This is a genomic window from Flavobacterium sp. (assembly GCF_036782315.1).
GTDB lineage: Bacteria > Bacteroidota > Bacteroidia > Flavobacteriales > Flavobacteriaceae > Flavobacterium.
Map to the genome: position 1 here is coordinate 48,545 of NZ_DAIPZK010000006.1, position 24,299 is coordinate 72,843.

Here is a 24,299-nt window from a genome sequence, read left to right on the forward strand (position 1 = left end):
ACATTTTAATTATATGTTGGGTTTTTGTGAATAAAAAACATTGTGAACTTTGTGGTAAAAACTTCGTGTCTTAGTGGTTTAAAACTATGGTAAATAAGAATAACCGTTTCTACTTTTCCAAAGGAAATATTTTTCTAAAATTACCTTATTGAAATCATAAATTACATTTGGAATCATAATAGCAAAAGTTCTTGGTTTAAAAAGACTTGTTGATAATAACAATACTTCTTTTTTACCAGCATCCATAACACATAATCCAGGAATTCTGCCCCAAGCTTTTTCTTTAAGTTTGGTTTTACCTTCGGTAACTCTGATGATGTTTTCGGCTACGATTTTACCCGTTTCATCACTTGGGTAACCTGTTTTTGGAGAAGCGAAAGGCACTTTTCCAGGTGTAAATGGAAGCGGAACATTAACGGCAATTCCAGCCGCCCAAACATTTGGATAATCTACGTGTTGGTAACTGTCTTTGACTGGAATATAACCTGTTGGTGTCGCATGTAATTCAGGAGAATTCGTCACAAACTCAACACCAATAAATGGTGGCATCAACATTGAGAATTTATATGGTAACTCTTCACCATTTGTCAACTTGATTTTATCTTCGGTAACTTCTTCAACTCCAACTTGTGTTTTATAATGAATATTAAACATATTCATGAAGGATTTTAGCATGGTTTCTCCCATTGGCATTCCATCGATTCCAAAGTGTCCCAAATAATCTTCAGGTGTAATCCAATATAAATCAACTTTTTTACGAATATTTTGCTCGCGAAGCCATTTCTCTACATTGAATAAAAACTCGTAAGCCGCACCCATACAACCCGCATTTTGAGTCGCACCAATTACAATTGGACCTGGATTTTTCTTAAATTCTTCTAATGCTTTTCTAGCTTTCATAGCTCCGTTTGGAGTTCCAATATAATGCGTATGTTCGGCAACACCTGGCGCTACATCGTATTTTACTTTTGGACCCGTTGCTACTACTAAATGATCATATTTATAATCGCCTTTATCAGTGGCAACTACTTGGTTTTTCACATCTACTTTTAAAGCTTCTGCGTTTACAAAATCAACTCCTTTTTTAGCTAAAATTGCATCTTTTCTAAAAGAAATATCTTTAATATCTCGTCTTCCAAAAGGTACCCAAATTAATGACGGAATAAACAAAAATAAAGGTGATTTATCAATTAAAATAACTTTATGTTGGTCTTTACCTTTTCTCTTTATCTCTAAGGCTGCAGTCATACCTGCAAAACTTCCTCCTATAACTACTGTTGTTGTCATTTTGTTTTAATTTTATAGTGTAAAGTTACCTCATAATCAAAACATTATCTGTCACAAAAGTTACACAAACAAAAAAGCCTGAAACGTTAATTTCAGGCTCTTAATGACATTACTAAATGTTATAGATATTTTAAAATCTCCGATTTCAATCGATCGTATTCTCCTTGAAGAATTAAACCATTATCTAATAATTTTTTATAGTTCTGAAGTTTTGCAAACAATTCATCTTGCGATAAATGCGCCAATCCTTTATCCTCTGAATTAGAAGCTTCAACTTCTGTATCTTGAATAATATCATTTGATGCCGGAATCAATTCAGCAAAATGCGTTACTTCTTCAGTAGGAACTTCTTCAACTGTTTCAACAATTGGTGTTTCCACTTTAACTTCCTCTACAACTGATGTAGCTACTTTTGGATTTTTTAATAAATCCAATTGTTCTTTGGCATAAGTATACAATTTTCGTGCTTGATTTTTTGGCAAATAATCAACTGTATGCGTTAAATCGGAATTAGTTGTAAAAGTAAAATCGGCACCTAAAATACCTTCTTTTACAAACGAACCTGAAATATCATCCCAATCGTAATCAATGAATTCCATTGATAGCCCTAAGTTTTTAGGCTTACATAAAATGATACGTTTGTTCGTTACCACAATGCTATCTGGAAAAATAGTTACCGCTGGTTTCTTTTGAACAGCAATATAGCCTACTTCTTCGTTAGACATTAAAAGATTCTCCAATTTAGCTGTGATTTTCTCAATTGCTTTTGGATCTTGATCTTCGTTTAATATTTTTTTTAAGTTGTCTATCATGATAGTTACTTTGAAATTTTCATATATTGGCACAAAAGTAATGCCTAATTTTCTAATTCTTGAATTTCTTTTTGTACTTTTTTCGTTAAACTTTTGAAAACAAGTTCGTAAGAATGATTAATCAATTCGCACATCATTTTATCGGAAACATCACCATGAAAACGAATCGTATTCCAATGTACTTTACTCATGTGATAGCCCGGTTGAATTGCTTCATATTCTGCTCGAAGTTCTAAAGCGCGTTCTGGATCGCATTTTAAATTTAACGATGGTGTTCCTTTTTCCCATTCGGATAATGAGGTTAAGCAAAACATTTTCCCGCCTACTTTAAACACCAAAGTATCTTCATCAAACGGAAAATGTTCGGTGACGCCTTTTTTGTTCAAACAGAACTCATATAATTGCTGAATATCCATAATTAAAAGTTGGGAGTAAGGAGTTTTTAGTTGGGAGTTTTATATCGTTTAATTTATATTTTACTTGAACCGAATTTATCTGGATTATTAATCATATAATAAATTAGTTTCCCAACTTCTGTATTCAGAGCAGTGAGTTCGTTGTATTTTATTTCTTCCAAATAACCACATGCTAATGAAAAATCTAACCACACTTGAGTTTCAGAATTTTCTGCTTCAGCATCAGTAAGTTTACTCAAGAAATTTTTTGGATAAACTCTTTTTCTATATGATTCTGTAATTGTTACTGTTACGCTTCTGGAACTTCTTCTAATTTGATCTGTTAAAGAATACTTTTCTTCTTTTGGAAAAGCCTTAGACACATCAAAAATCAACATAGCTAAGGCGAATGATTTTTTATAAGCTAATAAATCTTTATAATCCATATTACAATTTTAAAACTAATTACTCTATAATCTCCAAACTAAAAACTCCCTACTCCAAACTATACAAAACTGGTTTACTTGGACTAGCATCATTTTCAAACGACGCAAATTGTAAATTCAATAAATAACTCCCATCTTGAATTTCTTCATTAACGTAAATCATTTCTGTAATTGTACAATTAAAACGAGCATCTTCATTAACTTGATTCACATCTTTTAGATTCCAAAACGCTTTGTGTGCTAACAATTTCCCTTCGTCGTGCTCTTTGTCAACACTAGGCAAATCGATTAATAAATGCTGAATCCCTTTTTCTCTGATAAAAATGGCAGCCGCTTCTTCTAAATAAGGTGGATTCGTATTGGAATAATTCAAATGCTTTTTGCTTTTTGGATTTGGTAAAGTTCTGATGATGATTGCTCCTGGCGAATTATCTCTCAATGCTGATTCAATTTGCTCTTTTGTAATAACTAAATCTTCTCCAACAGCTTTTGGTTCAACCGAAATCAATTCTGCAGTAAAGAAAAACTGCTTTAAACATTGATTTATAGAATAAAAATCGCGGGTAATATGTCCTAAACATTCTGTATGAGTACCATGCGCGTGTGGATTGAAGAAAATATTATTAAAATTCGTTGACGATTTTCCTTCCGAAACTTTTCCAATCCAATCGCCCATTTTTACAGGTTCAATTTCAGGAGCATTTTGATACCAAGCAATTGGATTTTGTTCATTATTGGTTAATGGGATGGAAATATCAAGAGGTTTTGATAAGTCGATTTCTATGTTGTTAATTTTTGCTAGCATAATAATTTAACCACAAAGGTCACAAAGTTTTTACACTAAGTTCACAAAGCTTTGTGTATCATTGTGCTTTCTTTGTGTTCTTAGTGGTTCATAATCATTCCAAATTTAATAAAAACAAATCACTCGCAATCCCATCACTCAAAAACTTTCCTTTTTTTGTAGTTCTTAGGATATTATTATCAATAAATAACAAATGGTCTTCGATGAATTTTGTTGCTTGTTGGTTCAGATAATCCAAATAGATTTTTCCAAATTCTTGTTCGATTCGCTCTAACGAAACACCCCAAATCGTGCGCAAACCCGTCATGATATATTCGTTGTAACGATCGGTTTTTGTTAACGTTTCGATTTCGATAGGTAATTTATTTTCTTGAATCGATTTGATATAAAGCGAATTATTAGAAACATTCCAACCTCTATTTTTTCCATCATAACTATGTGCTGACGGACCAATTCCAATGTATTTTTTACCTAACCAATAACTCGAATTGTTTTTTGAGAAATAATTCTCTTTTCCAAAATTGGATAATTCGTAATGAATGAATCCGTTTTCCGAAAGTTTGTCGACTAAAATATGAAAATGCTCTTGTGCGACTTCATCATCTGGTTGCGGAATAATTCCTTTTTGAATGAATGAATGCAAAGCCGTTTTAGGTTCAACCGTTAAGGCGTAACTCGAAATATGAGGCACACCAAAAGACAAAGCTGTTTCGATATTTTGCAACCATTTTTCATTACTCATTTCGGGAACACCGTAAATCAAATCGATTGAAATATTATCAAAATATTGAGTCGCTGTTTCCAAACACTTCTTAGCTTCTTCAGCATTATGCGCACGATTCATGAGTTTCAAATCGTCTTCAAAAAAAGATTGAATTCCGATTGATAAACGGTTGACTTTATTTTTTGAGAGTTCAATTATTCGATTCTCAGTTAAATCATCTGGATTAGCCTCAACTGTGATTTCAGGATTTTCGACTACTTTATAGTTTCTATACACTTCATCAATCAAAAATTTTAAATCCTCAATCGACAATATCGAAGGCGTTCCACCACCAAAATAAATTGTCTCTACTATCTCATCTTGAAACTCGTTTTTACGCATTTCAATTTCTTTAGCCAACGCTAAAACCATTTCGTCTTTCTTCTTCAAATTAGTAGAAAAATGAAAATCGCAATAGTGGCAAGCTTGCTTGCAAAAGGGTATGTGGATGTAGATTCCTGACATTAACTTAGTTGTTATTTTTTTTTATTCTACATTTGTTGCATAAAAATTTTTTAACATGAAAAAACTTAAATTCTTATTATTTACTCTCCCCTTCATTATGCTTTCTTGTTCTTCTGACGACAATAGTGAAAGCAGCAGCAACAGCCAATTTGCAATGACTGCTAAAATCAACGGCACAACATTCGAAGCCAACAATCCGTTTGGAACAAATCTTTATTCATCTACAAATATATGGAGTTATTTTCCAATAGAAGATTTTGTTTTATTACAAGGAAGACAAGGTGGACCATTTGGAAATCCAGAAATCAATATTTGGTTAAAGAGAACTGATATTGCTTTAGGAACATATGCTTTTGGTTCAGAAACTTTTAACACCCCTCCATCACACTTTATTGACTTAATTGACAATAGTAATGAAGAAATGGAAATCACAATAGGTGGTACAATAACAATTACAGAAGTAAATACTTCTTCAAAAATTGTTAAAGGTACATTTCAATTTACAACTTCTGATGATACTGAAAATCCTGTTCCTGTGGTTAATATGACTGTAACAGATGGTACATTTAGATATAAGTATGAAGATTAATATTTATAAAAAAAGCCAGAAAATTTCTGGCTTTTTTTATATGCTATAAAATTACAATGCTTCTTTAAATGTACCTTGAGTAACATTAATAGTTGAGCCCGATATTGGATGCGTAGCTGTCAAGCTAAAAGTCCCTTTTACATAATTATTTGTACATTCTGTAAAATTTACTGATCCTGAAACATTATAATTTATTATTTCATGAGTATTTACATCATATTCATAAAAACGAATTCCTCGAATAGCAGTATTGTTTGAGAATGAATAATTCCCTACAATAGGGTTTCCTGATTCATAAGCAATATCAAAGAAATATTTTCCACTACTTAAAACGTGTAATTCAGTTACAGTATTATCATCAGATGAATCAAAACTCATTCCATACCAATCGTTCCCATTAATCTTAGCCGTTGTACCATACCCAGGTAATAAAGCATCTTGAACAATAAATTCTACATTGAAAGATCCTGATACAATTGAAAAATCAGAAGTATGATCGTATTCATCGTCATACACTTTTCCACTAAAATTAACTGATACACGTCTTGTGTTTGAATCGTAACTCACTAAATCAAAATTGAAAGTATTCTCATTATAATATTCAAAAGTTGATTTTGGACCAAAAGGATTGTTAGAATTTGTTGAAAAAACAAAAGCATCGTATAAACTCCCAGTTATACTAAATTTAAAGTCAATAGATTTTCCATTAGCACCATATCCTGCAACTTCAATCCATTTATCAAATCTGAACGCCTGAACAGAAGTAACATTTATTGTTTCACCATCAATTACTAAAGTAAAACCATCTGGAACTGAATTTGAAGAACTATCCTCTGATGAACAAGAGAAAAACAATGGTATTATTGCCAAGAATAAAAAAAAATTAAAAATTCTCATTTTATATAAATTATAGTTAATTCTCAAATGTAAAAAAATAATATTTAAGATATATTTTTTTACAATTATTTTTTTATTCTATCTTCATTCTGTTTCACAAATGCGTCCCAACCCGAATAACTTTTCCCAACTTCCACTCGTCCTGAATTGAAAAAATGACAAACTGCTGCAGCCAAACCATCTGTTGAATCAAGGTTTTTTGGTAACTCTTTTAAACCTAATAATTGTTGGAGCATTTTGGCTACCTGTTCTTTGCTGGCGTTTCCGTTTCCGGTGATGGCCATTTTTATTTTCTTGGGTTCGTATTCTGTAATAGGAATATCTCTCGAAAGTCCTGCTGCCATAGCAACGCCTTGTGCTCTTCCTAATTTAAGCATCGATTGTACGTTTTTTCCAAAGAAAGGAGCTTCAATCGCAATTTCATCTGGATTGTGAGTGTCGATTAATTCAATAGTACGTTCAAAAATGACTCTTAATTTCTGATAATGATTATCATATTTGGACAAAATAAGTTCGTTCAACTGCAGAAATTCCATTTTCTTGTTGACTACTTTAATCAATCCAAAACCCATAATCGTCGTTCCCGGGTCAATTCCTAATATGATGCGTTCGTTTGCCAAAATTTTGTTTCAAGTTTCAAGTTTCAAGTTCAAAGTTTTCGTTTCTTTGCACCAATGATTTCAATTCCTCACAAAGCTAAGCAATTCCTTGTTTTTACCATCAAACTTTTGATTGTAATTGGTGCGTTTTATTTTATTTACGACCAAATTGCTAGTAATTCAAAGTTAGAATGGAGTAAATTCCAAACTTTGGTATTAGAAAAAACTTCGATAACGACCATTATTTTCATTTTACTGTTTAGTGTTGCGAATCGTTATTTCGAAATTTTAAAGTGGCAGAATTTAGTGAGTTTTATTAAACCAATTTCAGTTGGTGAGGCAAGCAAACAAGTTTTGGGCGCATTAACTGCTGGAATTTTCACGCCAAATGGTTTAGGAGAATATGCCGGAAAAGCCCTATTTTTCAAAAAAGAACAAACTAAAAAAGTGGTGTTTTTAAACCTGATTTGTAACGGAATTCAAATGATTTTGACCATTATTTTCGGAATTATTGGATTGATTTTAATTGGTTATTGGAAATGGGCTTTAACAATAATTGTAATTGCGATTGTATTATTTTTTGCTTCTGTTCTTTCGAAAAACATCACCATAAAAGGGTATTCGATTCAAAAATTATTGCATAAAATAAACGAAATTCCAAAGAAGATTCATCGAAAAAATATTTTCCTAGGTATTTGTCGTTACTTAGTTTTCTCGCATCAATATTACGTTTTGTTTTTGGTTTTTGATGTTGATTTGCCTTATCTAACTTTGATTAGTTCGATTGCAGCCGTTTACTTTTTAGCTTCTTCGTTACCAAGTTTTCAATTTTTAGATTTCGCCGTAAAAGGAAGTGTAGCGATGTTTTTCTTTGGAAAATACGGCATTAACGAATGGATTGTAATTTTCATTAGTACGCTGATGTGGTTTTTGAACGTAGTTTTACCCGTAGTGATTGGAAGTTATTATGTATTTCGATTTAAAACTAAATGACAGCAAAGTGTAAGCAATTTTCTTTGTGCAAAAACGAAGTTTTCTTTGTCTTCTCAATATTTTTTCCCACTTTTACTATGTTTCTATGTGTTTTAAAATTTAACACATAGTCACAATAGATTTTGACTGTGTTGATTTTAATCCGAAATATCGGATCGAAGCTTCGGACGTTTGACTAAACATAACTCACATAGAACTAATTTTTAATTATGCTGGAATTAATTCTTGGAACCGTTTTTCTTCTTTATACCCTATTTATTGGGCAACTGATTTATGGGTTTAACCGAATAAAACGATTTTCTAAAAAGGAATTGATTCCAAAAACATCTTTCACCATTGTAGTTCCTTTCCGAAATGAAAAAAAGAATCTTCCGAATTTATTGCATACGATTTCGTTGTTGAATTATCCGAAAGAATTAGTAGAAGTGATTTTGGTGGATGATGATTCTGATGATGAATTTAGAATTCAGAATTTAGAATTTAGAATTCAAATAGTAAAGAATGTTCGTAAATCTAATTCCCCCAAGAAAGATGCCATTGAAACAGCGATTCAAATTGCCAAAAACGATTGGATCATTACTACCGATGCCGATTGTTTGGTTCAGAAAAATTGGTTAACGACTTTCGATCAATATATTCAGGAAAATGAAGTGGAAATGGTGGCTTCTGGCGTTTGTTATGTTCCAAAAAGTGGCTTTTTATCTGCTTTCCAGAATTTAGATTTTTTGAGTTTACAAGGCGCTACGATTGGAAGTTTTGGAATCAATCAACCTTTTATGTGTAACGGCGCTAATTTTGCTTATTCCAAACAATTTTTTAAGGAATTAAACGGTTTTCAAGGGAATAATTCAATTGCTAGTGGTGACGATGTATTTCTACTTCAAAAAGCGGTTTCAGTTACGCCGAAGAAAGTTAGGTTTTTATTGGCTAAAGAAAGTATTGTCGCAACAAAACAAGTAGAAACTTGGTCTGATTTATTTCAGCAAAGGGTTCGCTGGGCTTCTAAAAGTACAGGTTACTCTTCTATTTATGGAAAATTATTAGCGCTTGTCGTTTTTGGCGGGAATTTGGTTTGGATTTTAAGTTTTCTACTTTGGTTGGTAGGTTTATTGGATCAAAACATTTTCATGCTTTTTGTCGCTTTAAAATTTCTAATCGATTTTATATTAATTTATAAAACAGCGAATTTCTTCGAATCAAAATTGCAGTATATTTTAGCAAGTAGTTTGTTGTACCCGTTTTTTAGTGTTTCGGTGGCAGTATATTCATTATTTGGAAAATATAGCTGGAAAGGGAGAAACTTTAGAAAATAATAAGTTTGCAATTACGAAATGTCGCAAAGTTTTTGGAACACAGATTTAAAAAATTTAAGAAATTAAAAAAAATCTCTACTACGCTCGATTTGACAAAATAATAAAAATTAGCACGAATTATTTTAACATATAAGTCATGTAAGTTTTTTGAAATAGACATTTTTTCGAATTAAGTTCATTTAAGATTTTAAAAATTATTGAAATATCTTAAATCTGTGTTCCTAATTCGAAATTGAACTTGTCTCGAAGCTTCGGGATTGATTTTTTGATTGTTTACTTCTCCATTTTAATAATCACCGGAAGCACAAATTGCGTTTTTACTTTCACACCTCTTTTAATCGCGGGTTCTACCTTTGGAAAATCGGATAATCTTGAAGTTAAAATACTATCGATTTTTGTTTTATCTGCTAAAGCAATACTGTCGTTTGGGTATTGCGTTTCAAATTGTAAGCTCGAATCGGGATTCACGGTGATTTTTACATTTATAGTATCGATATCAGGATACTCAATACGCAAGGTGTCAATACCAATTCTTTCTTGTATAGTTTGTGCTATATAATCGAAGAAACATTGTCTTTTTATTTCCGCATCTTTAATCGTATCACATTGCAAAACCGATGGAAATTCATCCACTTCGTCCCAATTGATTTTTTTCAATTCTTGTTCTAATAATTCTTTTTCATCAGGCACTTCTTTTTCAAAGTACTGACAGGAAACCATAAAAATTAAAAGAAATAAACCCGAAAATAATTTCATTATTTGATTTTTAATGCATCGTAAAGAAACAAAGTTATAAATTTGTTAGACAATAACTAAAATCTTATGGAATACTTTTTACTGATTCTAGGTTTGCTTTTAATGGTAGTGGGAATTATAGGTAGTTTACTTCCTGCTTTACCAGGTCCGCCAATTAGTTGGATTGGAATTTTATTGCTTTATTTTTGTCCCGGAATGGAAACCAATTATTGGTTACTAGGTATTACTTTAGTTATTGCAGTTGTGATTGGGATTTTAGATTATGTGATTCCAGCACAAGGTACAAAATATTTTGGCGGAAGTAAATATGGAATTTGGGGAACGAATATCGGTTTAGTTATCGGCTTGTTTTTCCCTCCTTTTGGATTTTTGATTGGCCCATTTTTAGGTGCTTTGATAGGCGAACTCATTTACAATTCCAACGAAGGAAAACGCGCTTTTAAAGCCGCTACTGGTTCGTTCTTAGGTTTCTTAGCGGGAACGTTTATTAAGTTTTTAGTGAGTTTACTTTTCTTAGGAGTTTTCTTTGTTGTAGTTTGGCAGAATAGAGGAATTTGGTTTTGATGGTGATATAAAATCAAAAAAGCCCTGCATAAAATGCAAAGCTTTCCATTGGTCTAACTACTAAACCTTTTGGTACTTTCGTACCTAAACAACACAACTATTTTAAATATTTTAAGAGGGCAAAAAAGCCTTTCTTTTACGAAAGGCTTCCTCTTTACTGGCGGTCTGGACGGGACTCGAACCCGCGACCCCATGCGTGACAGGCATGTATTCTAACCAACTGAACTACCAAACCAGTGCTTGATTGCGAGTGCAAATATACTACGGTTTTTTATTCCTGCAAATATTTTTGCAAAAAAAATTAAACTTTTTTCAGCAATATCAACCAAACTTTTGTTTTTCAACTAAATAGGTCAGTAAAATTTTTTCAAAATTTTCGCCTACAGAAACGGGTACATAGCGAATTTGATACTGCATACACGTTGCTTCTATCGTTTTGAAATATTTTTGAACTACTTTTTGATACGATTCTTGTGTGTTTTCAGCAAATAAATTGATTTCTTCTCCTGATTCTACATCAATAAATTTACGTGGTGCATTATCAAAACTGAAATTCAACTCCGTTTTTTCATCAAACACATGAAAAACGACTACTTTATGTTTGTTGTGTTTTAAATGTTGAAGTGCTTTGAAAATTTTATCGTTATCTTCTTCCGAACCTTCGGAATGAAACATATCGCTAAATAAAATCACCATTGAACGACGGTGAATATTTTCTGCAATTTGATGTAAAAATGTTACGGTATCCGTTTTTCGAGTGGTCTTGTTTTGCGATAACACTTCCTCTAGCTTATTCAAGATCATGCGATGATGACGCTCGCTTCCTTTTTCTGGAGAATAATATTCATACGCATCCGAATAAACACTCAATCCAACCGCATCACGTTGCTTTTTAAGTAAATTCATCAAAACTGCAGAAGCTAGTACCGAAAATCCTATTTTACTCTCATAAAATGGCTGATTCTCCTTTAATTTAGGATAATGCATCGAAGAAGAATTATCTAATATCAAATGACAACGTAAATTAGTTTCTTCTTCATAGCGTTTTGTATATAATCTATCTGTTTTAGCGTATAATTTCCAATCGATATGTTTTGTGCTTTCTCCTGGATTGTAGATTTTATGTTCCGCAAACTCTGCCGAAAATCCATGAAAAGGCGATTTGTGCATTCCAGAAATAAAACCTTCCACAATTTGGTTGGCTAAAAGCTCTAAATGCTCAAAACTGGAAATTTTTTCTATTTGCTGTTCTAAATTCATATCGTAAAGATAGAAAAAGATTTTATTTTATTGGTCAAAGGTGAAGGGTGAAAGGTTGTGATAAAAAAAAGGCCCAACTTTCGTTGAGCCTTGAATTTCTTTTTCAAATATTATAGTAATGCATCAATTGCATCAGTATATGTTTTCTTTGGAGCAACACCAACTTGTCTTCCTACAACTTCTCCATTTTGGAATACTAAAACAGTTGGGATATTTCTAACTCCGTATTTTGCAGCAAATTCTTGGTTTGCGTCAACATCAACTTTTCCTACTACTGCTTTTCCTTCGTATTCAGCAGAAATTTCGTCGATAACTGGACCAACCATTCTACATGGACCACACCAAGCTGCCCAAAAATCAACTACTACCGGTTTATCTGATTTTAAAACTACTTCTTCAAAAGTAGCATCTGTAATTGCTAATGCCATATTATTTTACTTTATGTTTTTACTTTATTGATATGCAAATTTAGGAATTAAATTGGAATGTAGTGTTTTATAAAAATTAGTTTTTGTTATAGTTTTATTTTAAAAATTGATACTAATTCAACTTAAAACTTAATTGCATGCGTTCTAATTCTTGCAATAATTCCGATGAAATTTTAACTTTTAGTTTTCTACTTGGCATCACCAATTTAGTTTTTACTATAATTTCCTCTTTTTCTGTTTGAACAGTAATATCCATTTCTTCCATTTCATCAAAATTCTCTTCCATTTCGTCTTCTGAATCCGTAGGAATTATGGCAACTGGTTTTTCTTCTACCATTCGCTTGATTTTCTCCAACTCCATCACTTCAAAAGTTACATTATGATCGCCCTTATATTTGGTGAAAATTTGGTTCAATTCTGAAATAACACCTTCTTTTACTTCATTAATAGCTAATTGAAGCACGAGTTTTTTGGCAAATGTAGGCAACACATCGGCTAGCATTTTCACATCAATAAATTGAATTCTCGGATCGGATTTTTTCCCTGTTTCTCGATTCACCCAACCTTCTTTCACTGTAATTTTAAAATAAGCAAACTGATTTTGCAGTAAAAAATGACGGAACTTCAGATACTCTTCATCAAAAATTCGGAATTCGAAACTTTCATCATAACCTTCCACTACAAATGTTGCCCAACCTTTTCCGTTTTTAGCTGTTCGATGTTGGACATTGGTTACGATGCCTCCAAAAGAAAGGTTTTTCCCAACTTGTTGTTCTAAGTTTTTTAGACCTTCTAAATTGGTATTACAGAAATATTTCATTTCAAATTTATAATCATCTAAAGGATGACCCGAAATGTAAATTCCAACAACCTCTTTTTCTTTGGCTAATTTCTCCATTGTGCTCCATTCTTCACATGGTGGCACTTGTGGTTCTGCAATTTGCACTTCCGAAGCATCACCAAATAAACTTACTTGAGCCGAGTTTTCGTTTTCTTGAAACTTCGAGCCATAACGCATTGCCTTTTCTAAAAACGTAATTCCGTCACCATCATGATGAAAATATTGCGCTCGATGTGTTTCGGTAAAACCATCGAAACCACCCGCTAATGCTAAGTTTTCAAACGCTTTTTTATTGGCAGCGCGCAAATCAATTCGCTTAGCTAAATCAAAAATAGATTTATATTTCCCGTCTTTTCGATTATCAATAATGGTTTGAACGGCTCCTGCTCCAACACCTTTGATGGCTCCCATTCCAAAACGAACCGCATAATCTTCATTAACCGTAAATTTATAATAAGATTCATTCACATCTGGACCCAAAACCGCTAATCCCATTCGCTTACATTCTTCCATAAAGAACGACACTTGTTTGATATCGTTCATGTTATTCGAAAGCACCGCAGCCATATATTCCGCTGGATAATGTGCTTTTAAATAAGCTGTTTGATACGCAATCCAAGCATAACAAGTAGAGTGCGATTTATTGAAGGCATAACTCGCAAACGCTTCCCAGTCGGTCCAAATTTTATCTAATTTTTGTTCGTCATGTCCATTGGCTTTCGCTTGATCGATGAACTTAGATTTCATTTTATCCAAGACATCTTTTTGCTTTTTACCCATCGCTTTACGAAGTACATCGGCGTCACCTTTAGAGAAATTCGCTAATTTTTGCGACAAAAGCATCACCTGCTCTTGATATACGGTAATTCCGTAAGTTTCTCCTAAATATTCTTCGCAAGCATCTAAATCGTATGTAATTGGTTCTTCGCCATTTTTTCTACGAATGAAAGACGGAATATACTCCAATGGTCCAGGTCGATATAACGCATTCATGGCAATTAAATCTCCAAAGACTGTTGGCTTCAGTTCTTTCATGTATTTTTGCATTCCGGGTGATTCGTATTGAAAAATACCAACGGTTTCACCTCTTTGGAACAACTCATATGTTTTAACATCATCAATTGGAAATTCGTCAGGATTCAATTCGATTCCCGTGCGATATTTTACCAATTTTACCGTGTCTTTAATTAAGGTTAGGGTTTTTAATCCCAAGAAGTCCATCTTCAACAAACCAGCACTTTCCGCTACCGAGTTGTCAAATTGGGTCACATATAAATCTGAATCTTTTGCAGTTGTAACCGGAACGAAATTCGTAATATCATCAGGCGTAATAATCACTCCACAAGCGTGAATTCCAGTATTTCGCATTGACCCTTCTAACACTTTTGCTTGTTGGATAGTTTCACCTGCTAAGTCTTCGGAATTGGCAATTTCGATTAATTCTTTTACTCGGTCAAATTCTTCTGAACGTAATGCTTTTTTGACTTCACCCTCATCTTCAGCAAGAAATCGCGCTAAATTCCATTTCGACGGCATCATACCTGGAATTAACTTTGCAATTCTATCGGCTTCAAAAAGCGGCAAATCCAACACACGAGCAGTATCTCGAATAGCAGATTTCGTAGCCATTTTACCATAAGTAATAATTTGCGCTACTTGGTTTGCTCCATATTTATTGATTACATAATCCATTACACGACCACGACCTTCATCATCGAAGTCGATATCGATATCGGGCATGGAAACACGGTCAGGATTTAGGAAACGCTCAAAAAGCAAATCGTATTTAATCGGATCGATATTCGTAATTCCTAAACAATACGCTACGGCCGAACCCGCAGCCGATCCACGGCCTGGACCAACGGAAACATCCATTTTTCTTGCTTCGGCTATGAAATCTTGTACAATTAAGAAATAACCCGGATAACCCGAATTGGAAATCGTAAGTAATTCGAAATCCAAACGTTCTTGAATTTCAGGTGTGATTTCGCCATAGCGTTTTTTAGCACCTTCCATGGTGAGATGTTTCAAATACGCATTTTCACCACGAACGCCACCATCAATTTTATCTTCCTCTACTTCAAACTCATCAGGAATTTTGAATTTTGGAAGTAAAACATCACGATATAAAGAATACGGTTCGGTTTTATCAATAATTTCTTGAATGTTGATAATTGCTTCGGGTAAATCAGCAAAAAGTTGCTTCATTTCGTCACCCGATTTGAAATAATATTCCTGATTAGGCAATCCGTATCGATAACCGCGTCCGCGACCAATTGGTGTTGCTTGTTTTTCACCATCTTTTACACACAATAAAATATCGTGGGCGTTAGCATCTTCTTTATTAACGTAATACGTATTGTTGGTCGCAACTAACTTCACATTATGCTTTTTTGAGAAAGCTATCAATGTTTGGTTTACACGATTTTCGTCTTCTTGTTTGTGACGCATGACTTCCAAATAGAAATCGGAACCAAATTGCTCTTTCCACCAAATTAAAGCCTCTTCAGCTTGACTTTCTCCAACATTTAGAATTTTACTTGGAATTTCACCATATAAATTTCCAGAAAGAACAATGATGTCTTCTTTGTATTTTTCAACAATACTTCTGTCAATACGAGGAACGTAATAAAAACCATCGGTATAAGCAATCGAAGACATTTTGGCTAAATTGTGATAGCCTTTTTTATTTTTTGCCAATAGTACAACTTGATAACCATTGTCCTTTTTAGTCTTATCTTTATGATCATCGCAGATATTGAACTCGCAACCAACAATCGGCTTGATTACGGTTTCGGTTGGTTCTTCACCATTTTCAATTAACTCTTTGTTTTTGGTTTCAGCTGCTTTGTTATGATTTAAAACGGCGCTTACAAAATGAAAAGCACCCATCATATTTCCCGTATCGGTCATGGCAACTGCAGGCATTTTGAACTTTGCTGAAGCTTTTACCAAATCATTAATTGCAATGGTGGATTGTAATACCGAAAATTGGGTGTGATTGTGCAAATGCGCAAAAGCAGCGTCTTTTAAATCGGCTTTTGTTGCATCTGAAATAGTGGCTTGCTCTTCTTCGCTTTGGATTTTTTGCAATCGCGCTCTAATTTCATCCGAAGCTTTTTTGAGATTGATGTGTTTTAAACCGATAAGCTGAATTTCGCCCGGATTATTTTCACGAAAACGTCTAAAATATTCTGGTGTTACGTCTAATTCTTCTTTGGTAAAAACTTCTCTTTTGATTAATTCCAAAAAACAACGAGTAGTTGCTTCCACGTCGGCAGTAGCATTGTGGGCTTCTGCGAAAGGTTGATTGAAAAGGTATTGATGTAATTCGGTAAGTGTTGGTAATTTGAATTTTCCACCACGACCACCGGGTAATTTTAATAATTCTGCTGTAGTTTCAGTACACGTATCTAAAACGGGCATTTTGGTTAAATCCGTTCCAATGTTAAATCGGTGGAATTCGCAACCCATGATATTCACATCAAAACCAACGTTTTGCCCCACAATATATTTTGTTTTGGAAAGTGCGATGTTGAATTTTTCCAAAACTTCTACCATTGAAATCCCTTGCTCCATAGCCAATTCGGTAGAAATACCATGCACGCGTTCCGCATCATACGGAATATTGAAACCTTCGGGCTTAACCAAGTAATCTTGGTGCTCGATTAAATTTCCCATTTCGTCGTGTAATTGCCATGCAATTTGAATACAACGAGGCCAGTTATCGGTATCGGTTATAGGTGCCGACCAACTGCGAGGTAATCCTGTGGTTTCTGTATCGAAAATTAAGTACATCTATCTGATAATTAAGCTAAAGAAAAATACAAAGGCTGATTTTGAATAAAAACAAAAATACATTTTAAGTTAGTGAATGCCAATTTAAGTTATCAACAAAACAAAAAACCACCTGATAATTCAGGTGGTTTTAGTTATTTTATTTTAGGTTTAATTAAAAACTTGATAATGGTACTTTGTAAAACCATCCTTCAGAGAAAGTAACTACTTCACCATCTTCATCTACAGCATTAAATTTAAATTTTCCTGAGTATTTACCATCCACAACTTCTGTAATTGTGATTTCTCCATTACTTTGCTGAACGTTAATTACTTTAAATCTAGCATTATTATTACCTCCCACAATTGTAATTAAATCACCTGCTCTATATCCATTTCCTCTAGAAACCAAAGTAATTGCAGTTACTCTACCATTTGTTGTTCTTGTTGCAACACGTAATCCAGAACCAGAACCACCTGTAGTTTGTGCTCCAGTAGCATTGTCAACATAACCTGTTCCTCCGTTTAACACAGTTGATAATTTAAATGCAGGACCTGAAAAAACTCTTGTATCATATGAATTTGAAAAGTCTGGAGAATCAAAATCATACATAGCGAAGTTACTTGTATCATCTGTACCTAAAATATAGGTTCCTGGATTAGAACTACTTGTTTCTAATGTTATTGTTTCAAATTGAGTTAAAGCTGTAATGGTAACTGCTCCCGTTTCATCAATAGAAACTCTTGCATCATTAGCTCGCCAAAAAGCATTATTAAAATTTGCTTGAAAAGCAGGAGTATTAGTTCTAATATCTTCTTGGCAAGAAGTAAATAAAACTGTTGCAGCTATTAAAGAAAGTAATTTTTTCATTTTAATTAGTCCTATATATTATATGTAGGTAACAAAAATAACTTTTTTATTGAAATAAATACATGTTAGATGAAAAATTTTTTTTAATCAACTTATACATTTGTATTGCAAAGTTTTATATATTTGCACCCTTAAATAACCGAGGTCGAGAACCTCAAATTAATCACAAGATTATGTCAGTAAAAATTAGATTACAAAGACACGGAAAAAAAGGGAAACCTTTTTATTGGGTTGTTGCAGCAGATGCAAGATCAAAAAGAGATGGTAGATTCTTAGAAAAATTAGGAACTTACAATCCAAACACTAACCCTGCAACTATCGATTTAAACATCGAGAAAGCTGCACAATGGTTACACAACGGTGCTCAGCCAACTGACACTGCAAGAGCAATTTTATCTTACAAAGGTGCTTTATTAAAACACCATTTAGATGGAGGAGTTCGCAAAGGTGCTTTAACTCAAGAGCAAGCAGATGCTAAATTAGCAGCTTGGTTAGAAGAAAAAGCAAACAAAGTTGATGCTAAAAAAGCTGGTTTATCAAAAGCAGAAGCTGATGCTAAAGCTAAAGCTTTAAAAGCAGAACAAGAAGCAAACGCTAAGCGTATTGCTGCTCAAGCAGAAGCTGCAAAAGCTGCTGAAGCTACAGAAGAAGTTGCTGAAGAAGTAACAGAAGAAGTAGTTGAAGCTGCTACAGAAGAAGCTCCAGCTGTTGAAGAAAACAACGAAGAAACTCAAGCATAATTTTACAGCGATTCCATGCGTAAAGAAGATTGTTTCTATTTAGGTAAAATCGCGAAAAAATTTAGTTTCAAAGGGGAAGTATTGGCGTATTTAGACACCGACGAACCCGAATTGTATCAAAATTTGGAATCAGTTTTTGTTGAAATCAACAAAAGTCTGGTTCCATTTTTTATTGAAAGTAGTTCGCTTCATAAAGATAAATTCTTGCGCATCCGTTTTGAAGATATTCAAACTGAAGAAGAAGCAGACGAAATCATGGGAAGTGAATTATATCTTCCGCTTTCTATGTTGCCAAAATTAGAAGGAACCCAATTTTACTATCACGAAGTTATTGGTTTTGATGTATTAGATACTCGTTTAGGCAATATTGGAAAAATAACTGGAATTAATGATAGTGGCGCTCAACCTCTTTTTGAAATTGATAAAAACGGAACTGAAATTTTAATTCCGCTTATTGATGATTTCATCATTGCACTTGACAGAGCAAACAAAACCATTACTTTAGAAACTCCTGAAGGGTTGGTTGATTTGTACTTGCGATAGTTTACAGTCGCAGTCACAGTTTACAACTTTTTAAATTGTTTAAATTCAATCCTTATTCATTTTGTTCAAATTCAAACAATTTCACGTAAATCAAGATCGTTGCGCTATGAAAATTGGCACAGATGGTGTTTTGCTCGGTGCTTGGACTCCATTAATTAATAATCCTTACAATGTTTTAGATATTGGTGCGGGAACTGGAATTTTATCTTTAATGCTAGCCCAAAGAAGTAACGCAGAACAAATTGATGCCATTGAAATTGACGAAGATGCTTACGAACAATGCGTTGAAAACTTTGAAACTTCGCCTTGGGGTGACAAATTATTTTGTTTCCATGCGGGTTTGGATGAATTTGTTGATGAACCTGAAGATGAATACGATTTAATTATTTCCAATCCGCCTTTTTACACCGATGATTATAAATCAGACAACACTTCGAGAGATTTAGCGCGTTTTGAAGACGCTTTGCCTTTTGAAGAATTAATTGAAGCGGCTGCTTTATTACTTTCGGATAATGGGATTTTTTCTGTGATTATTCCTTATAAAGAAGAAGAGCGATTTGTTGCTATGTGTAAAGAATTGGATTTGTTTCCATTAAAAATTACTCGTGTAAAAGGCACTCCAACATCGGAAATTAAAAGAAGTTTATTGGCTTTTTGCAGAATGGAACAAACTCCGTTAATTGATGAGTTAGTCATTGAAATTTCAAGACATAATTATACTTCTGAATACATCGAATTGACGAAAGATTTCTATTTGAAGATGTAACCCTAGCCCAGATAATAGCGGCATCTCCCGATAACTATCGGGAATATAGCGGACAGCTGGACACGAGCTCCTAAATGAGCGAACTGACGAAGTAAAAAGCTTCTTAAAAAATTATAACACTTGTTCATTGATTTGTTAAAAATCTTTACTTACTTTTGTGACTTTCAAATCAAAAACTATGAGACCAGACTTATTTCAATCTCCAGATTATTATTTATTAGACGAATTATTATCTGACGAACATAAAATGGTGCGTGATGCTGCACGTGCTTGGGTAAAAAAAGAAGTATCTCCAATTATTGAAGAATACGCACAAAGAGCAGAATTTCCAAAACAAATCGTAAAAGGTTTAGGAGAAATTGGTGGATTTGGTCCTTACATTCCTGTAGAATATGGTGGTGCTGGATTAGATCAAATTTCGTACGGATTAATCATGCAGGAAATTGAAAGAGGAGATTCAGGTGTACGTTCGACTTCATCGGTTCAATCTTCATTAGTGATGTATCCTATTTGGAAATACGGAAACGAAGAACAAAGAATGAAATATTTGCCAAAATTAGCCACAGGAGAAATGATCGGTTGTTTTGGTTTAACTGAGCCAGATTACGGTTCAAATCCAGGTGGAATGGTAACTAATTTTAAAGATATGGGCGATCATTATCTTTTAAATGGTGCTAAAATGTGGATTTCGAATGCGCCTTTTGCTGATATTGCAGTAGTTTGGGCTAAAAACGAAGAAGGAAGAATTCACGGTTTAATCGTTGAAAGAGGAATGGAAGGATTTACAACTCCTGAAACACACAACAAATGGTCGTTAAGAGCTTCTGCTACTGGAGAGCTTATTTTTGACAACGTAAAAGTTCCAAAAGAAAACTTATTACCAAACAAATCTGGATTAGGAGCACCGCTAGGATGTTTAGATTCGGCACGTTATGGAATTGCTTGGGGAGCGATTGGAGCAGCAATGGATTGTTATGATACGGCTTTACGTTATTCAAAAGAACGTATTCAGTTTGACAAACCAATTGGAGCAACACAATTACAACAAAAGAAATTAGCTGAAATGATTACTGAAATCACGAAAGCACAATTATTAACTTGGAGATTGGGTGTTTTAAGAAACGAAGGAAAAGCTACTTCAGCTCAAATTTCGATGGCAAAAAGAAACAATGTTGACATGGCGTTAACAATTGCTCGTGATGCACGTCAAATGTTAGGCGGAATGGGAATTACAGGTGAATATTCTATCATGAGACACATGATGAACTTAGAATCTGTAGTTACTTACGAAGGAACTCACGATATTCACTTGTTAATTACAGGTATGGATATTACTGGTTTCCCTGCATTTAAGTAATTAAACAATAGATAAAATTGATACAAAATGCTTCTCTTTTTAGAGAAGCATTTTTACTTTTGTATTGTACGAATGAAATCCAAATGATTTATCAAATTCGTATATAGAAATAAAAATTGTACTATGAATATTCAAACTATAAATCAATCGATTCAAAACCAAAAAGAACAGTTGTTAAATCACTCGTTATATAATAAAGTAAAAACGATTGATGATTTACATTGTTTTTTAGAAAACCACATTTATGCGGTTTGGGATTTTATGTCGTTATTAAAAGCCTTGCAAAATAAGTTAACTTGTACTACTACACCTTGGTTGCCAATTGGAAATCCTGAAATTCGTTATTTAATTAACGAAATAGTTGTAGCCGAAGAAACTGATTTAACCCTAGATGGAACGCGTCAAAGTCATTTTGAAATGTATTTAGATGCGATGACGCAATGTGGTGCTTCGACAACTCAAATCAATGCGTTTTTGAAGAATGTAGAAGAAACGAAAAACATTTTCGTATCTATAAAACAAAGTGATTTGCATCCGAATGTGAAAGCGTTTTTGGATTTCACTTTTAGAGTAATTGAACAAGGAAAACCTCATGAAATTGCGGCTGCTTTTACTTTTGGGAGAGAAGATTTGATTCCGAATATGTTTACGGAAATCTTGAGAAACTTTCAGCAAAACTTCCCAGAAACAGATTTATCAAAACTCATTTATTATTTCGAAAGACATATTGAATTAGATGCCGACGAGCACGGTCCAATGGCAATGCAAATGATAACTGAACTTTGTGGAACTTCGGAACAAAAATGGAAAGAAGTACAAGAAGTTTCAGTTTTAGCTTTAGAAAAAAGAATCGGACTTTGGAATGCCATTGAAGAGCAAATGGAACACAAACATGAATTAGTATAAAATGAAAAGCGAGAATTTCTTCTCGCTTTTTTTATTGTTCTGGTGCTATTTCAATTTCTAAGCCTTCTAAATCTTCTGTGATTGGAATTTGACAACCTAACCTCGAATTATCCTTTACGTGATAAGCTTCCCAAAGCATTGCTTCCTCATCAGGATTGCGTTCTAAAGAAACAACATCATTTAAAATATAACACTGACAAGAAGCGCACATTGCCATTCCGCCACAAACGCCAATAGTTCCTTCTTCGGCTAATTCATAGGAACGAATTAACTCCATAATGTTCATGTTCATGTCGGTTGGTGCTAACACTTCGTGTCGTACTCCGTTTCTGTCAGTTATGAAAATGGTTACGTCTTGTGGCATTATTCTTTTCTATTTTTTTTTAGTTGTTCAATATCTGCTAAATCTTTATATCTGCCAGAAGCTTCCTTATTCTTTAATAAATCATCATAATTAATATAAGGCACTTGAAAATTTTGGGTGTTTAAAAACTTACAATTTTTATAACTTTCTAAAAAGTTTAATCCGTCAACATGAGTTAGTATTTCAATTTTTGTTGGTTCCGTACCAATGCTCCAAACATCAAATTTATCACTATTGAATTCCTCGTTTGAAAACATTGGAGCACCAAAATCAGTATAAACTTTAGATAGTTTTGAATAATTATTATCTGTTTTATTTACCCATAAATCTAAATCACCTGTACTTCTTACATAGCCATTTAATATAACAGCGTAACCTCCAACCAACAAGTATTCAACTTCATGTTTTCCGAGAAGTTCTAAAAATTCGAGAAAATCGTAATTAAATAAGTTTGGCATTTTTTCTTGACGAAGTTTTTAATCTATCAACTTTTGTTCTTTCAGAAGTATTAAAAATAGAATAAATTATGAAGCATGCTGCATTTAATCTTTCCAAAGGAGATTTTTCAACATAATAAGTAACATGGTCATCAGCTTCTTTAAAGCTTGACTTTGAAACTACTGTTCTTATCATTTTATATTGGTTCATAATTACTTTGTTATTCCAAAGTTACTGAATTAATCAATCGATTTTACAACGGCTTTTTCAGCTTCTTTTCTAGTTCCATCAAAACCATCTACTCCAGAAACTGTGGTATATTTTAATACGTAACGTTTTCCTGGATTGATTCTGTTGTACACACTTTGGCACATTAAAGTGGCTTCGTGGAATCCGCACAAAATTAGTTTTAATTTTCCTGGATAAGTATTTACGTCACCAATAGCGTAAATTCCGTCAATATTGGTTTGATAATCTAATGCGTTATTTACTTTGATAGCGTTCTTTTCGATTTCCAATCCCCAGTTAGCAATTGGTCCTAACTTTGGTGTTAATCCAAAAAGTGGAATAAAATAATCACATTCTGCTTTCATTCTGGCTCCGTTCACTTCAATATCAACAGCGGTAATTCTTTCACTACCATTAAATCCAACAACCTCAGCCGGAGTAACTAATTTAATTTTACCCGCATTCTTTAATTCTTGTACTTTTTCAACCGAATCTAAAGCACCACGGAATTCGTTTCTTCTATGAACTAAAGTCACGGAATTAGCAACATTCGACAAGAAAATACTCCAATCTAAAGCTGAGTCACCGCCACCTGCAATTACAATATTTTTTCCACGATATTTTTCTGGATCTTTTACAAAGTAATCTACCCCACGATCTTCTTTTTCGTAGAATTCGATATCTTTTAAAATAGGTTTTCTTGGTTCGAAAGTTCCTAAACCACCGGCGATAGCAACTGCTTTTGCATGGTGTTCTGTTCCTTCATTTGTAGTTACTATAAAAGTTCCGTCTTCTAATTTTTTAATGGTTTCAGCGGTTTCGCCTAATGTAAATCCAGGTTGAAACTGTTTGATTTGTTCCATTAAATTATTGACTAGTTCTCCAGCTAAAACTGAAGGATAACCGGGAATATCGAAGATTGGTTTTTTAGGATATAATTCTGCTAATTGTCCACCTGGTTGTGGCAAAGCATCAATAATATGACATTTTAATTGTAAAAGTCCGGCTTCGAAAACGGCAAAAAGTCCCGTAGGACCAGCACCTATTATAAGAATATCTGTTTGAATCATTTTTTTAATTTTGAAAGTAGCAAAGT

General features: G+C 33.5%; 26 protein-coding genes and 1 tRNA gene. 9 read left to right on the forward strand and 18 right to left on the reverse strand.

Translation table 11 applies throughout. The annotated features are described in order from the left end of the window. Positions 1 to 84 precede the first annotated feature (84 nt). The 6 genes from V7P59_RS06775 to hemW all read right to left on the reverse strand — a co-directional run bounded on the left by V7P59_RS06775 (position 85) and on the right by hemW (position 4,973). Positions 85 to 1,287 carry an NAD(P)/FAD-dependent oxidoreductase gene (locus tag V7P59_RS06775; RefSeq protein WP_333809398.1) on the reverse strand — a complete coding sequence of 401 codons (1,203 nt, stop codon included), beginning with the start codon at positions 1,285 to 1,287 and terminating at the stop codon, positions 85 to 87. Positions 1,288 to 1,406: 119 nt separating this feature from the next. Next, positions 1,407 to 2,099: a PH domain-containing protein gene (locus V7P59_RS06780; protein ID WP_333809399.1), complete on the reverse strand. Its 693-nt coding sequence runs from the start codon at positions 2,097 to 2,099 to the stop codon at positions 1,407 to 1,409. Between the two features lie 44 nt (positions 2,100 to 2,143). After that, entirely contained in the window at positions 2,144 to 2,515 is a 372-nt protein-coding gene (locus V7P59_RS06785; protein ID WP_333809400.1) for an MmcQ/YjbR family DNA-binding protein, read from the reverse strand. A gap of 53 nt (positions 2,516 to 2,568) precedes the next feature. Beyond that, the gene (locus tag V7P59_RS06790; RefSeq protein ID WP_333809401.1) at positions 2,569 to 2,940 is read right to left on the reverse strand and encodes a four helix bundle protein; all 372 of its coding nucleotides are present in this window, start codon (positions 2,938 to 2,940) and stop codon (positions 2,569 to 2,571) included. Positions 2,941 to 2,989: 49 nt separating this feature from the next. After that, a complete protein-coding gene (locus V7P59_RS06795; RefSeq protein ID WP_333809402.1) occupies positions 2,990 to 3,745 on the reverse strand; it encodes a cyclase family protein in 756 nt (251 codons plus the stop codon). A gap of 94 nt (positions 3,746 to 3,839) precedes the next feature. Beyond that, on the reverse strand, positions 3,840 to 4,973 hold the full coding sequence (gene hemW, locus V7P59_RS06800) for a radical SAM family heme chaperone HemW (protein ID WP_333809403.1): 1,134 nt from the start codon (positions 4,971 to 4,973) through the stop codon (positions 3,840 to 3,842). A 55-nt stretch (positions 4,974 to 5,028) separates the two neighbouring features. Between hemW and V7P59_RS06805 the strand changes: the two genes are divergently transcribed. Then, a complete protein-coding gene (locus V7P59_RS06805) occupies positions 5,029 to 5,562 on the forward strand; it encodes a hypothetical protein (protein WP_333809404.1) in 534 nt (177 codons plus the stop codon). Positions 5,563 to 5,613: 51 nt separating this feature from the next. On the opposite strand, the gene V7P59_RS06810 is transcribed toward V7P59_RS06805, so the two are convergent. Together V7P59_RS06810 and ruvC are read right to left on the reverse strand one after the other, a co-directional pair. Further along, positions 5,614 to 6,459 (reverse strand): hypothetical protein, encoded by an 846-nt coding sequence (locus V7P59_RS06810; protein ID WP_333809405.1) that lies wholly within the window; start codon positions 6,457 to 6,459, stop codon positions 5,614 to 5,616. Positions 6,460 to 6,524: 65 nt separating this feature from the next. Continuing rightward, complete coding sequence (ruvC, locus tag V7P59_RS06815) at positions 6,525 to 7,079, reverse strand: crossover junction endodeoxyribonuclease RuvC (protein ID WP_333809406.1); 555 nt, start codon at positions 7,077 to 7,079, stop codon at positions 6,525 to 6,527. Between the two features lie 54 nt (positions 7,080 to 7,133). Here ruvC and V7P59_RS06820 point away from each other — a divergent pair, with 54 nt between their 5' ends. Together V7P59_RS06820 and V7P59_RS06825 are read left to right on the forward strand one after the other, a co-directional pair. Then, positions 7,134 to 8,051, forward strand: coding sequence for a hypothetical protein (locus V7P59_RS06820; protein WP_333809407.1), 918 nt, complete (start codon positions 7,134 to 7,136; stop codon positions 8,049 to 8,051). Positions 8,052 to 8,260: 209 nt separating this feature from the next. After that, positions 8,261 to 9,364, forward strand: a complete 1,104-nt coding sequence (locus V7P59_RS06825) for a glycosyltransferase family 2 protein (protein ID WP_333809408.1) — start codon at positions 8,261 to 8,263, stop codon at positions 9,362 to 9,364. A 273-nt stretch (positions 9,365 to 9,637) separates the two neighbouring features. Here V7P59_RS06825 and V7P59_RS06830 read toward each other — a convergent pair whose 3' ends face one another. After that, a complete protein-coding gene (locus tag V7P59_RS06830) occupies positions 9,638 to 10,120 on the reverse strand; it encodes a hypothetical protein (RefSeq protein WP_333809409.1) in 483 nt (160 codons plus the stop codon). 66 nt (positions 10,121 to 10,186) lie between these two features. Here V7P59_RS06830 and V7P59_RS06835 point away from each other — a divergent pair, with 66 nt between their 5' ends. Next, positions 10,187 to 10,684 (forward strand): DUF456 domain-containing protein, encoded by a 498-nt coding sequence (locus tag V7P59_RS06835; RefSeq protein WP_333809410.1) that lies wholly within the window; start codon positions 10,187 to 10,189, stop codon positions 10,682 to 10,684. Positions 10,685 to 10,842: 158 nt separating this feature from the next. Here the strand turns inward: V7P59_RS06835 and V7P59_RS06840 are convergent. The 5 genes from V7P59_RS06840 to V7P59_RS06860 form a co-directional block, all read right to left on the reverse strand. Continuing rightward, positions 10,843 to 10,919, reverse strand: a tRNA-Asp gene (locus tag V7P59_RS06840). Between the two features lie 86 nt (positions 10,920 to 11,005). Next, positions 11,006 to 11,944: a DUF58 domain-containing protein gene (locus V7P59_RS06845; protein ID WP_333809411.1), complete on the reverse strand. Its 939-nt coding sequence runs from the start codon at positions 11,942 to 11,944 to the stop codon at positions 11,006 to 11,008. 110 nt (positions 11,945 to 12,054) lie between these two features. Next, positions 12,055 to 12,372, reverse strand: coding sequence for a thioredoxin (gene trxA / locus V7P59_RS06850; RefSeq protein WP_291106646.1), 318 nt, complete (start codon positions 12,370 to 12,372; stop codon positions 12,055 to 12,057). A gap of 112 nt (positions 12,373 to 12,484) precedes the next feature. Then, positions 12,485 to 17,011 (reverse strand): DNA polymerase III subunit alpha, encoded by a 4,527-nt coding sequence (dnaE, locus tag V7P59_RS06855; protein ID WP_333809412.1) that lies wholly within the window; start codon positions 17,009 to 17,011, stop codon positions 12,485 to 12,487. 154 nt (positions 17,012 to 17,165) lie between these two features. Then, entirely contained in the window at positions 17,166 to 17,861 is a 696-nt protein-coding gene (locus tag V7P59_RS06860; RefSeq protein WP_333809413.1) for a DUF6252 family protein, read from the reverse strand. A 173-nt stretch (positions 17,862 to 18,034) separates the two neighbouring features. On the opposite strand from V7P59_RS06860, the gene V7P59_RS06865 reads away from it, so the two are divergent. The 5 genes from V7P59_RS06865 (at position 18,035) to V7P59_RS06885 (ending at position 22,173) form a co-directional block, all read left to right on the forward strand. Then, positions 18,035 to 18,601, forward strand: coding sequence for a 30S ribosomal protein S16 (locus V7P59_RS06865; RefSeq protein WP_333809414.1), 567 nt, complete (start codon positions 18,035 to 18,037; stop codon positions 18,599 to 18,601). A 15-nt stretch (positions 18,602 to 18,616) separates the two neighbouring features. Next, positions 18,617 to 19,144: a ribosome maturation factor RimM gene (rimM, locus tag V7P59_RS06870; RefSeq protein ID WP_333809415.1), complete on the forward strand. Its 528-nt coding sequence runs from the start codon at positions 18,617 to 18,619 to the stop codon at positions 19,142 to 19,144. A 61-nt stretch (positions 19,145 to 19,205) separates the two neighbouring features. Then, on the forward strand, positions 19,206 to 19,910 hold the full coding sequence (locus V7P59_RS06875) for a tRNA1(Val) (adenine(37)-N6)-methyltransferase (protein WP_333809416.1): 705 nt from the start codon (positions 19,206 to 19,208) through the stop codon (positions 19,908 to 19,910). Positions 19,911 to 20,088: 178 nt separating this feature from the next. Beyond that, positions 20,089 to 21,267: an acyl-CoA dehydrogenase family protein gene (locus tag V7P59_RS06880; protein ID WP_333809417.1), complete on the forward strand. Its 1,179-nt coding sequence runs from the start codon at positions 20,089 to 20,091 to the stop codon at positions 21,265 to 21,267. A 123-nt stretch (positions 21,268 to 21,390) separates the two neighbouring features. Then, positions 21,391 to 22,173, forward strand: a complete 783-nt coding sequence (locus V7P59_RS06885) for a DUF3050 domain-containing protein (protein ID WP_333809418.1) — start codon at positions 21,391 to 21,393, stop codon at positions 22,171 to 22,173. 31 nt (positions 22,174 to 22,204) lie between these two features. Here V7P59_RS06885 and V7P59_RS06890 read toward each other — a convergent pair whose 3' ends face one another. Genes V7P59_RS06890 through V7P59_RS06905 form a run of 4 tightly spaced genes read right to left on the reverse strand, consistent with a single transcriptional unit; the run spans position 22,205 to position 24,273 of the window. After that, positions 22,205 to 22,537 (reverse strand): ferredoxin, encoded by a 333-nt coding sequence (locus V7P59_RS06890; protein WP_333809419.1) that lies wholly within the window; start codon positions 22,535 to 22,537, stop codon positions 22,205 to 22,207. Continuing rightward, complete coding sequence (locus V7P59_RS06895) at positions 22,537 to 22,995, reverse strand: hypothetical protein (protein WP_333809420.1); 459 nt, start codon at positions 22,993 to 22,995, stop codon at positions 22,537 to 22,539. Before V7P59_RS06895 ends, V7P59_RS06890 begins: the two co-directional genes overlap by 1 nt. After that, complete coding sequence (locus tag V7P59_RS06900) at positions 22,979 to 23,170, reverse strand: hypothetical protein (RefSeq protein WP_333809421.1); 192 nt, start codon at positions 23,168 to 23,170, stop codon at positions 22,979 to 22,981. Before V7P59_RS06900 ends, V7P59_RS06895 begins: the two co-directional genes overlap by 17 nt. A gap of 44 nt (positions 23,171 to 23,214) precedes the next feature. Continuing rightward, positions 23,215 to 24,273 carry an NAD(P)/FAD-dependent oxidoreductase gene (locus tag V7P59_RS06905; protein WP_333809422.1) on the reverse strand — a complete coding sequence of 353 codons (1,059 nt, stop codon included), beginning with the start codon at positions 24,271 to 24,273 and terminating at the stop codon, positions 23,215 to 23,217. Positions 24,274 to 24,299: the final 26 nt, after the last annotated feature.

Coding starts and splice junctions, on each gene's coding strand:
- V7P59_RS06775 (WP_333809398.1), bottom strand. CDS start 1,287: ATGACAACAACAGTAGTTATAGGAGGAAGTTTTGCAGGTATGACTGCA.
- V7P59_RS06780 (WP_333809399.1), bottom strand. CDS start 2,099: ATGATAGACAACTTAAAAAAAATATTAAACGAAGATCAAGATCCAAAA.
- V7P59_RS06785 (WP_333809400.1), bottom strand. CDS start 2,515: ATGGATATTCAGCAATTATATGAGTTCTGTTTGAACAAAAAAGGCGTC.
- V7P59_RS06790 (WP_333809401.1), bottom strand. CDS start 2,940: ATGGATTATAAAGATTTATTAGCTTATAAAAAATCATTCGCCTTAGCT.
- V7P59_RS06795 (WP_333809402.1), bottom strand. CDS start 3,745: ATGCTAGCAAAAATTAACAACATAGAAATCGACTTATCAAAACCTCTT.
- hemW (WP_333809403.1), bottom strand. CDS start 4,973: ATGTCAGGAATCTACATCCACATACCCTTTTGCAAGCAAGCTTGCCAC.
- V7P59_RS06805 (WP_333809404.1), top strand. CDS start 5,029: ATGAAAAAACTTAAATTCTTATTATTTACTCTCCCCTTCATTATGCTT.
- V7P59_RS06810 (WP_333809405.1), bottom strand. CDS start 6,459: ATGAGAATTTTTAATTTTTTTTTATTCTTGGCAATAATACCATTGTTT.
- V7P59_RS06820 (WP_333809407.1), top strand. CDS start 7,134: ATGATTTCAATTCCTCACAAAGCTAAGCAATTCCTTGTTTTTACCATC.
- V7P59_RS06825 (WP_333809408.1), top strand. CDS start 8,261: ATGCTGGAATTAATTCTTGGAACCGTTTTTCTTCTTTATACCCTATTT.
- V7P59_RS06830 (WP_333809409.1), bottom strand. CDS start 10,120: ATGAAATTATTTTCGGGTTTATTTCTTTTAATTTTTATGGTTTCCTGT.
- V7P59_RS06835 (WP_333809410.1), top strand. CDS start 10,187: ATGGAATACTTTTTACTGATTCTAGGTTTGCTTTTAATGGTAGTGGGA.
- V7P59_RS06845 (WP_333809411.1), bottom strand. CDS start 11,944: ATGAATTTAGAACAGCAAATAGAAAAAATTTCCAGTTTTGAGCATTTA.
- trxA (WP_291106646.1), bottom strand. CDS start 12,372: ATGGCATTAGCAATTACAGATGCTACTTTTGAAGAAGTAGTTTTAAAA.
- dnaE (WP_333809412.1), bottom strand. CDS start 17,011: ATGTACTTAATTTTCGATACAGAAACCACAGGATTACCTCGCAGTTGG.
- V7P59_RS06860 (WP_333809413.1), bottom strand. CDS start 17,861: ATGAAAAAATTACTTTCTTTAATAGCTGCAACAGTTTTATTTACTTCT.
- V7P59_RS06865 (WP_333809414.1), top strand. CDS start 18,035: ATGTCAGTAAAAATTAGATTACAAAGACACGGAAAAAAAGGGAAACCT.
- rimM (WP_333809415.1), top strand. CDS start 18,617: ATGCGTAAAGAAGATTGTTTCTATTTAGGTAAAATCGCGAAAAAATTT.
- V7P59_RS06880 (WP_333809417.1), top strand. CDS start 20,089: ATGAGACCAGACTTATTTCAATCTCCAGATTATTATTTATTAGACGAA.
- V7P59_RS06885 (WP_333809418.1), top strand. CDS start 21,391: ATGAATATTCAAACTATAAATCAATCGATTCAAAACCAAAAAGAACAG.
- V7P59_RS06890 (WP_333809419.1), bottom strand. CDS start 22,537: ATGCCACAAGACGTAACCATTTTCATAACTGACAGAAACGGAGTACGA.
- V7P59_RS06895 (WP_333809420.1), bottom strand. CDS start 22,995: ATGCCAAACTTATTTAATTACGATTTTCTCGAATTTTTAGAACTTCTC.
- V7P59_RS06900 (WP_333809421.1), bottom strand. CDS start 23,170: ATGATAAGAACAGTAGTTTCAAAGTCAAGCTTTAAAGAAGCTGATGAC.
- V7P59_RS06905 (WP_333809422.1), bottom strand. CDS start 24,273: ATGATTCAAACAGATATTCTTATAATAGGTGCTGGTCCTACGGGACTT.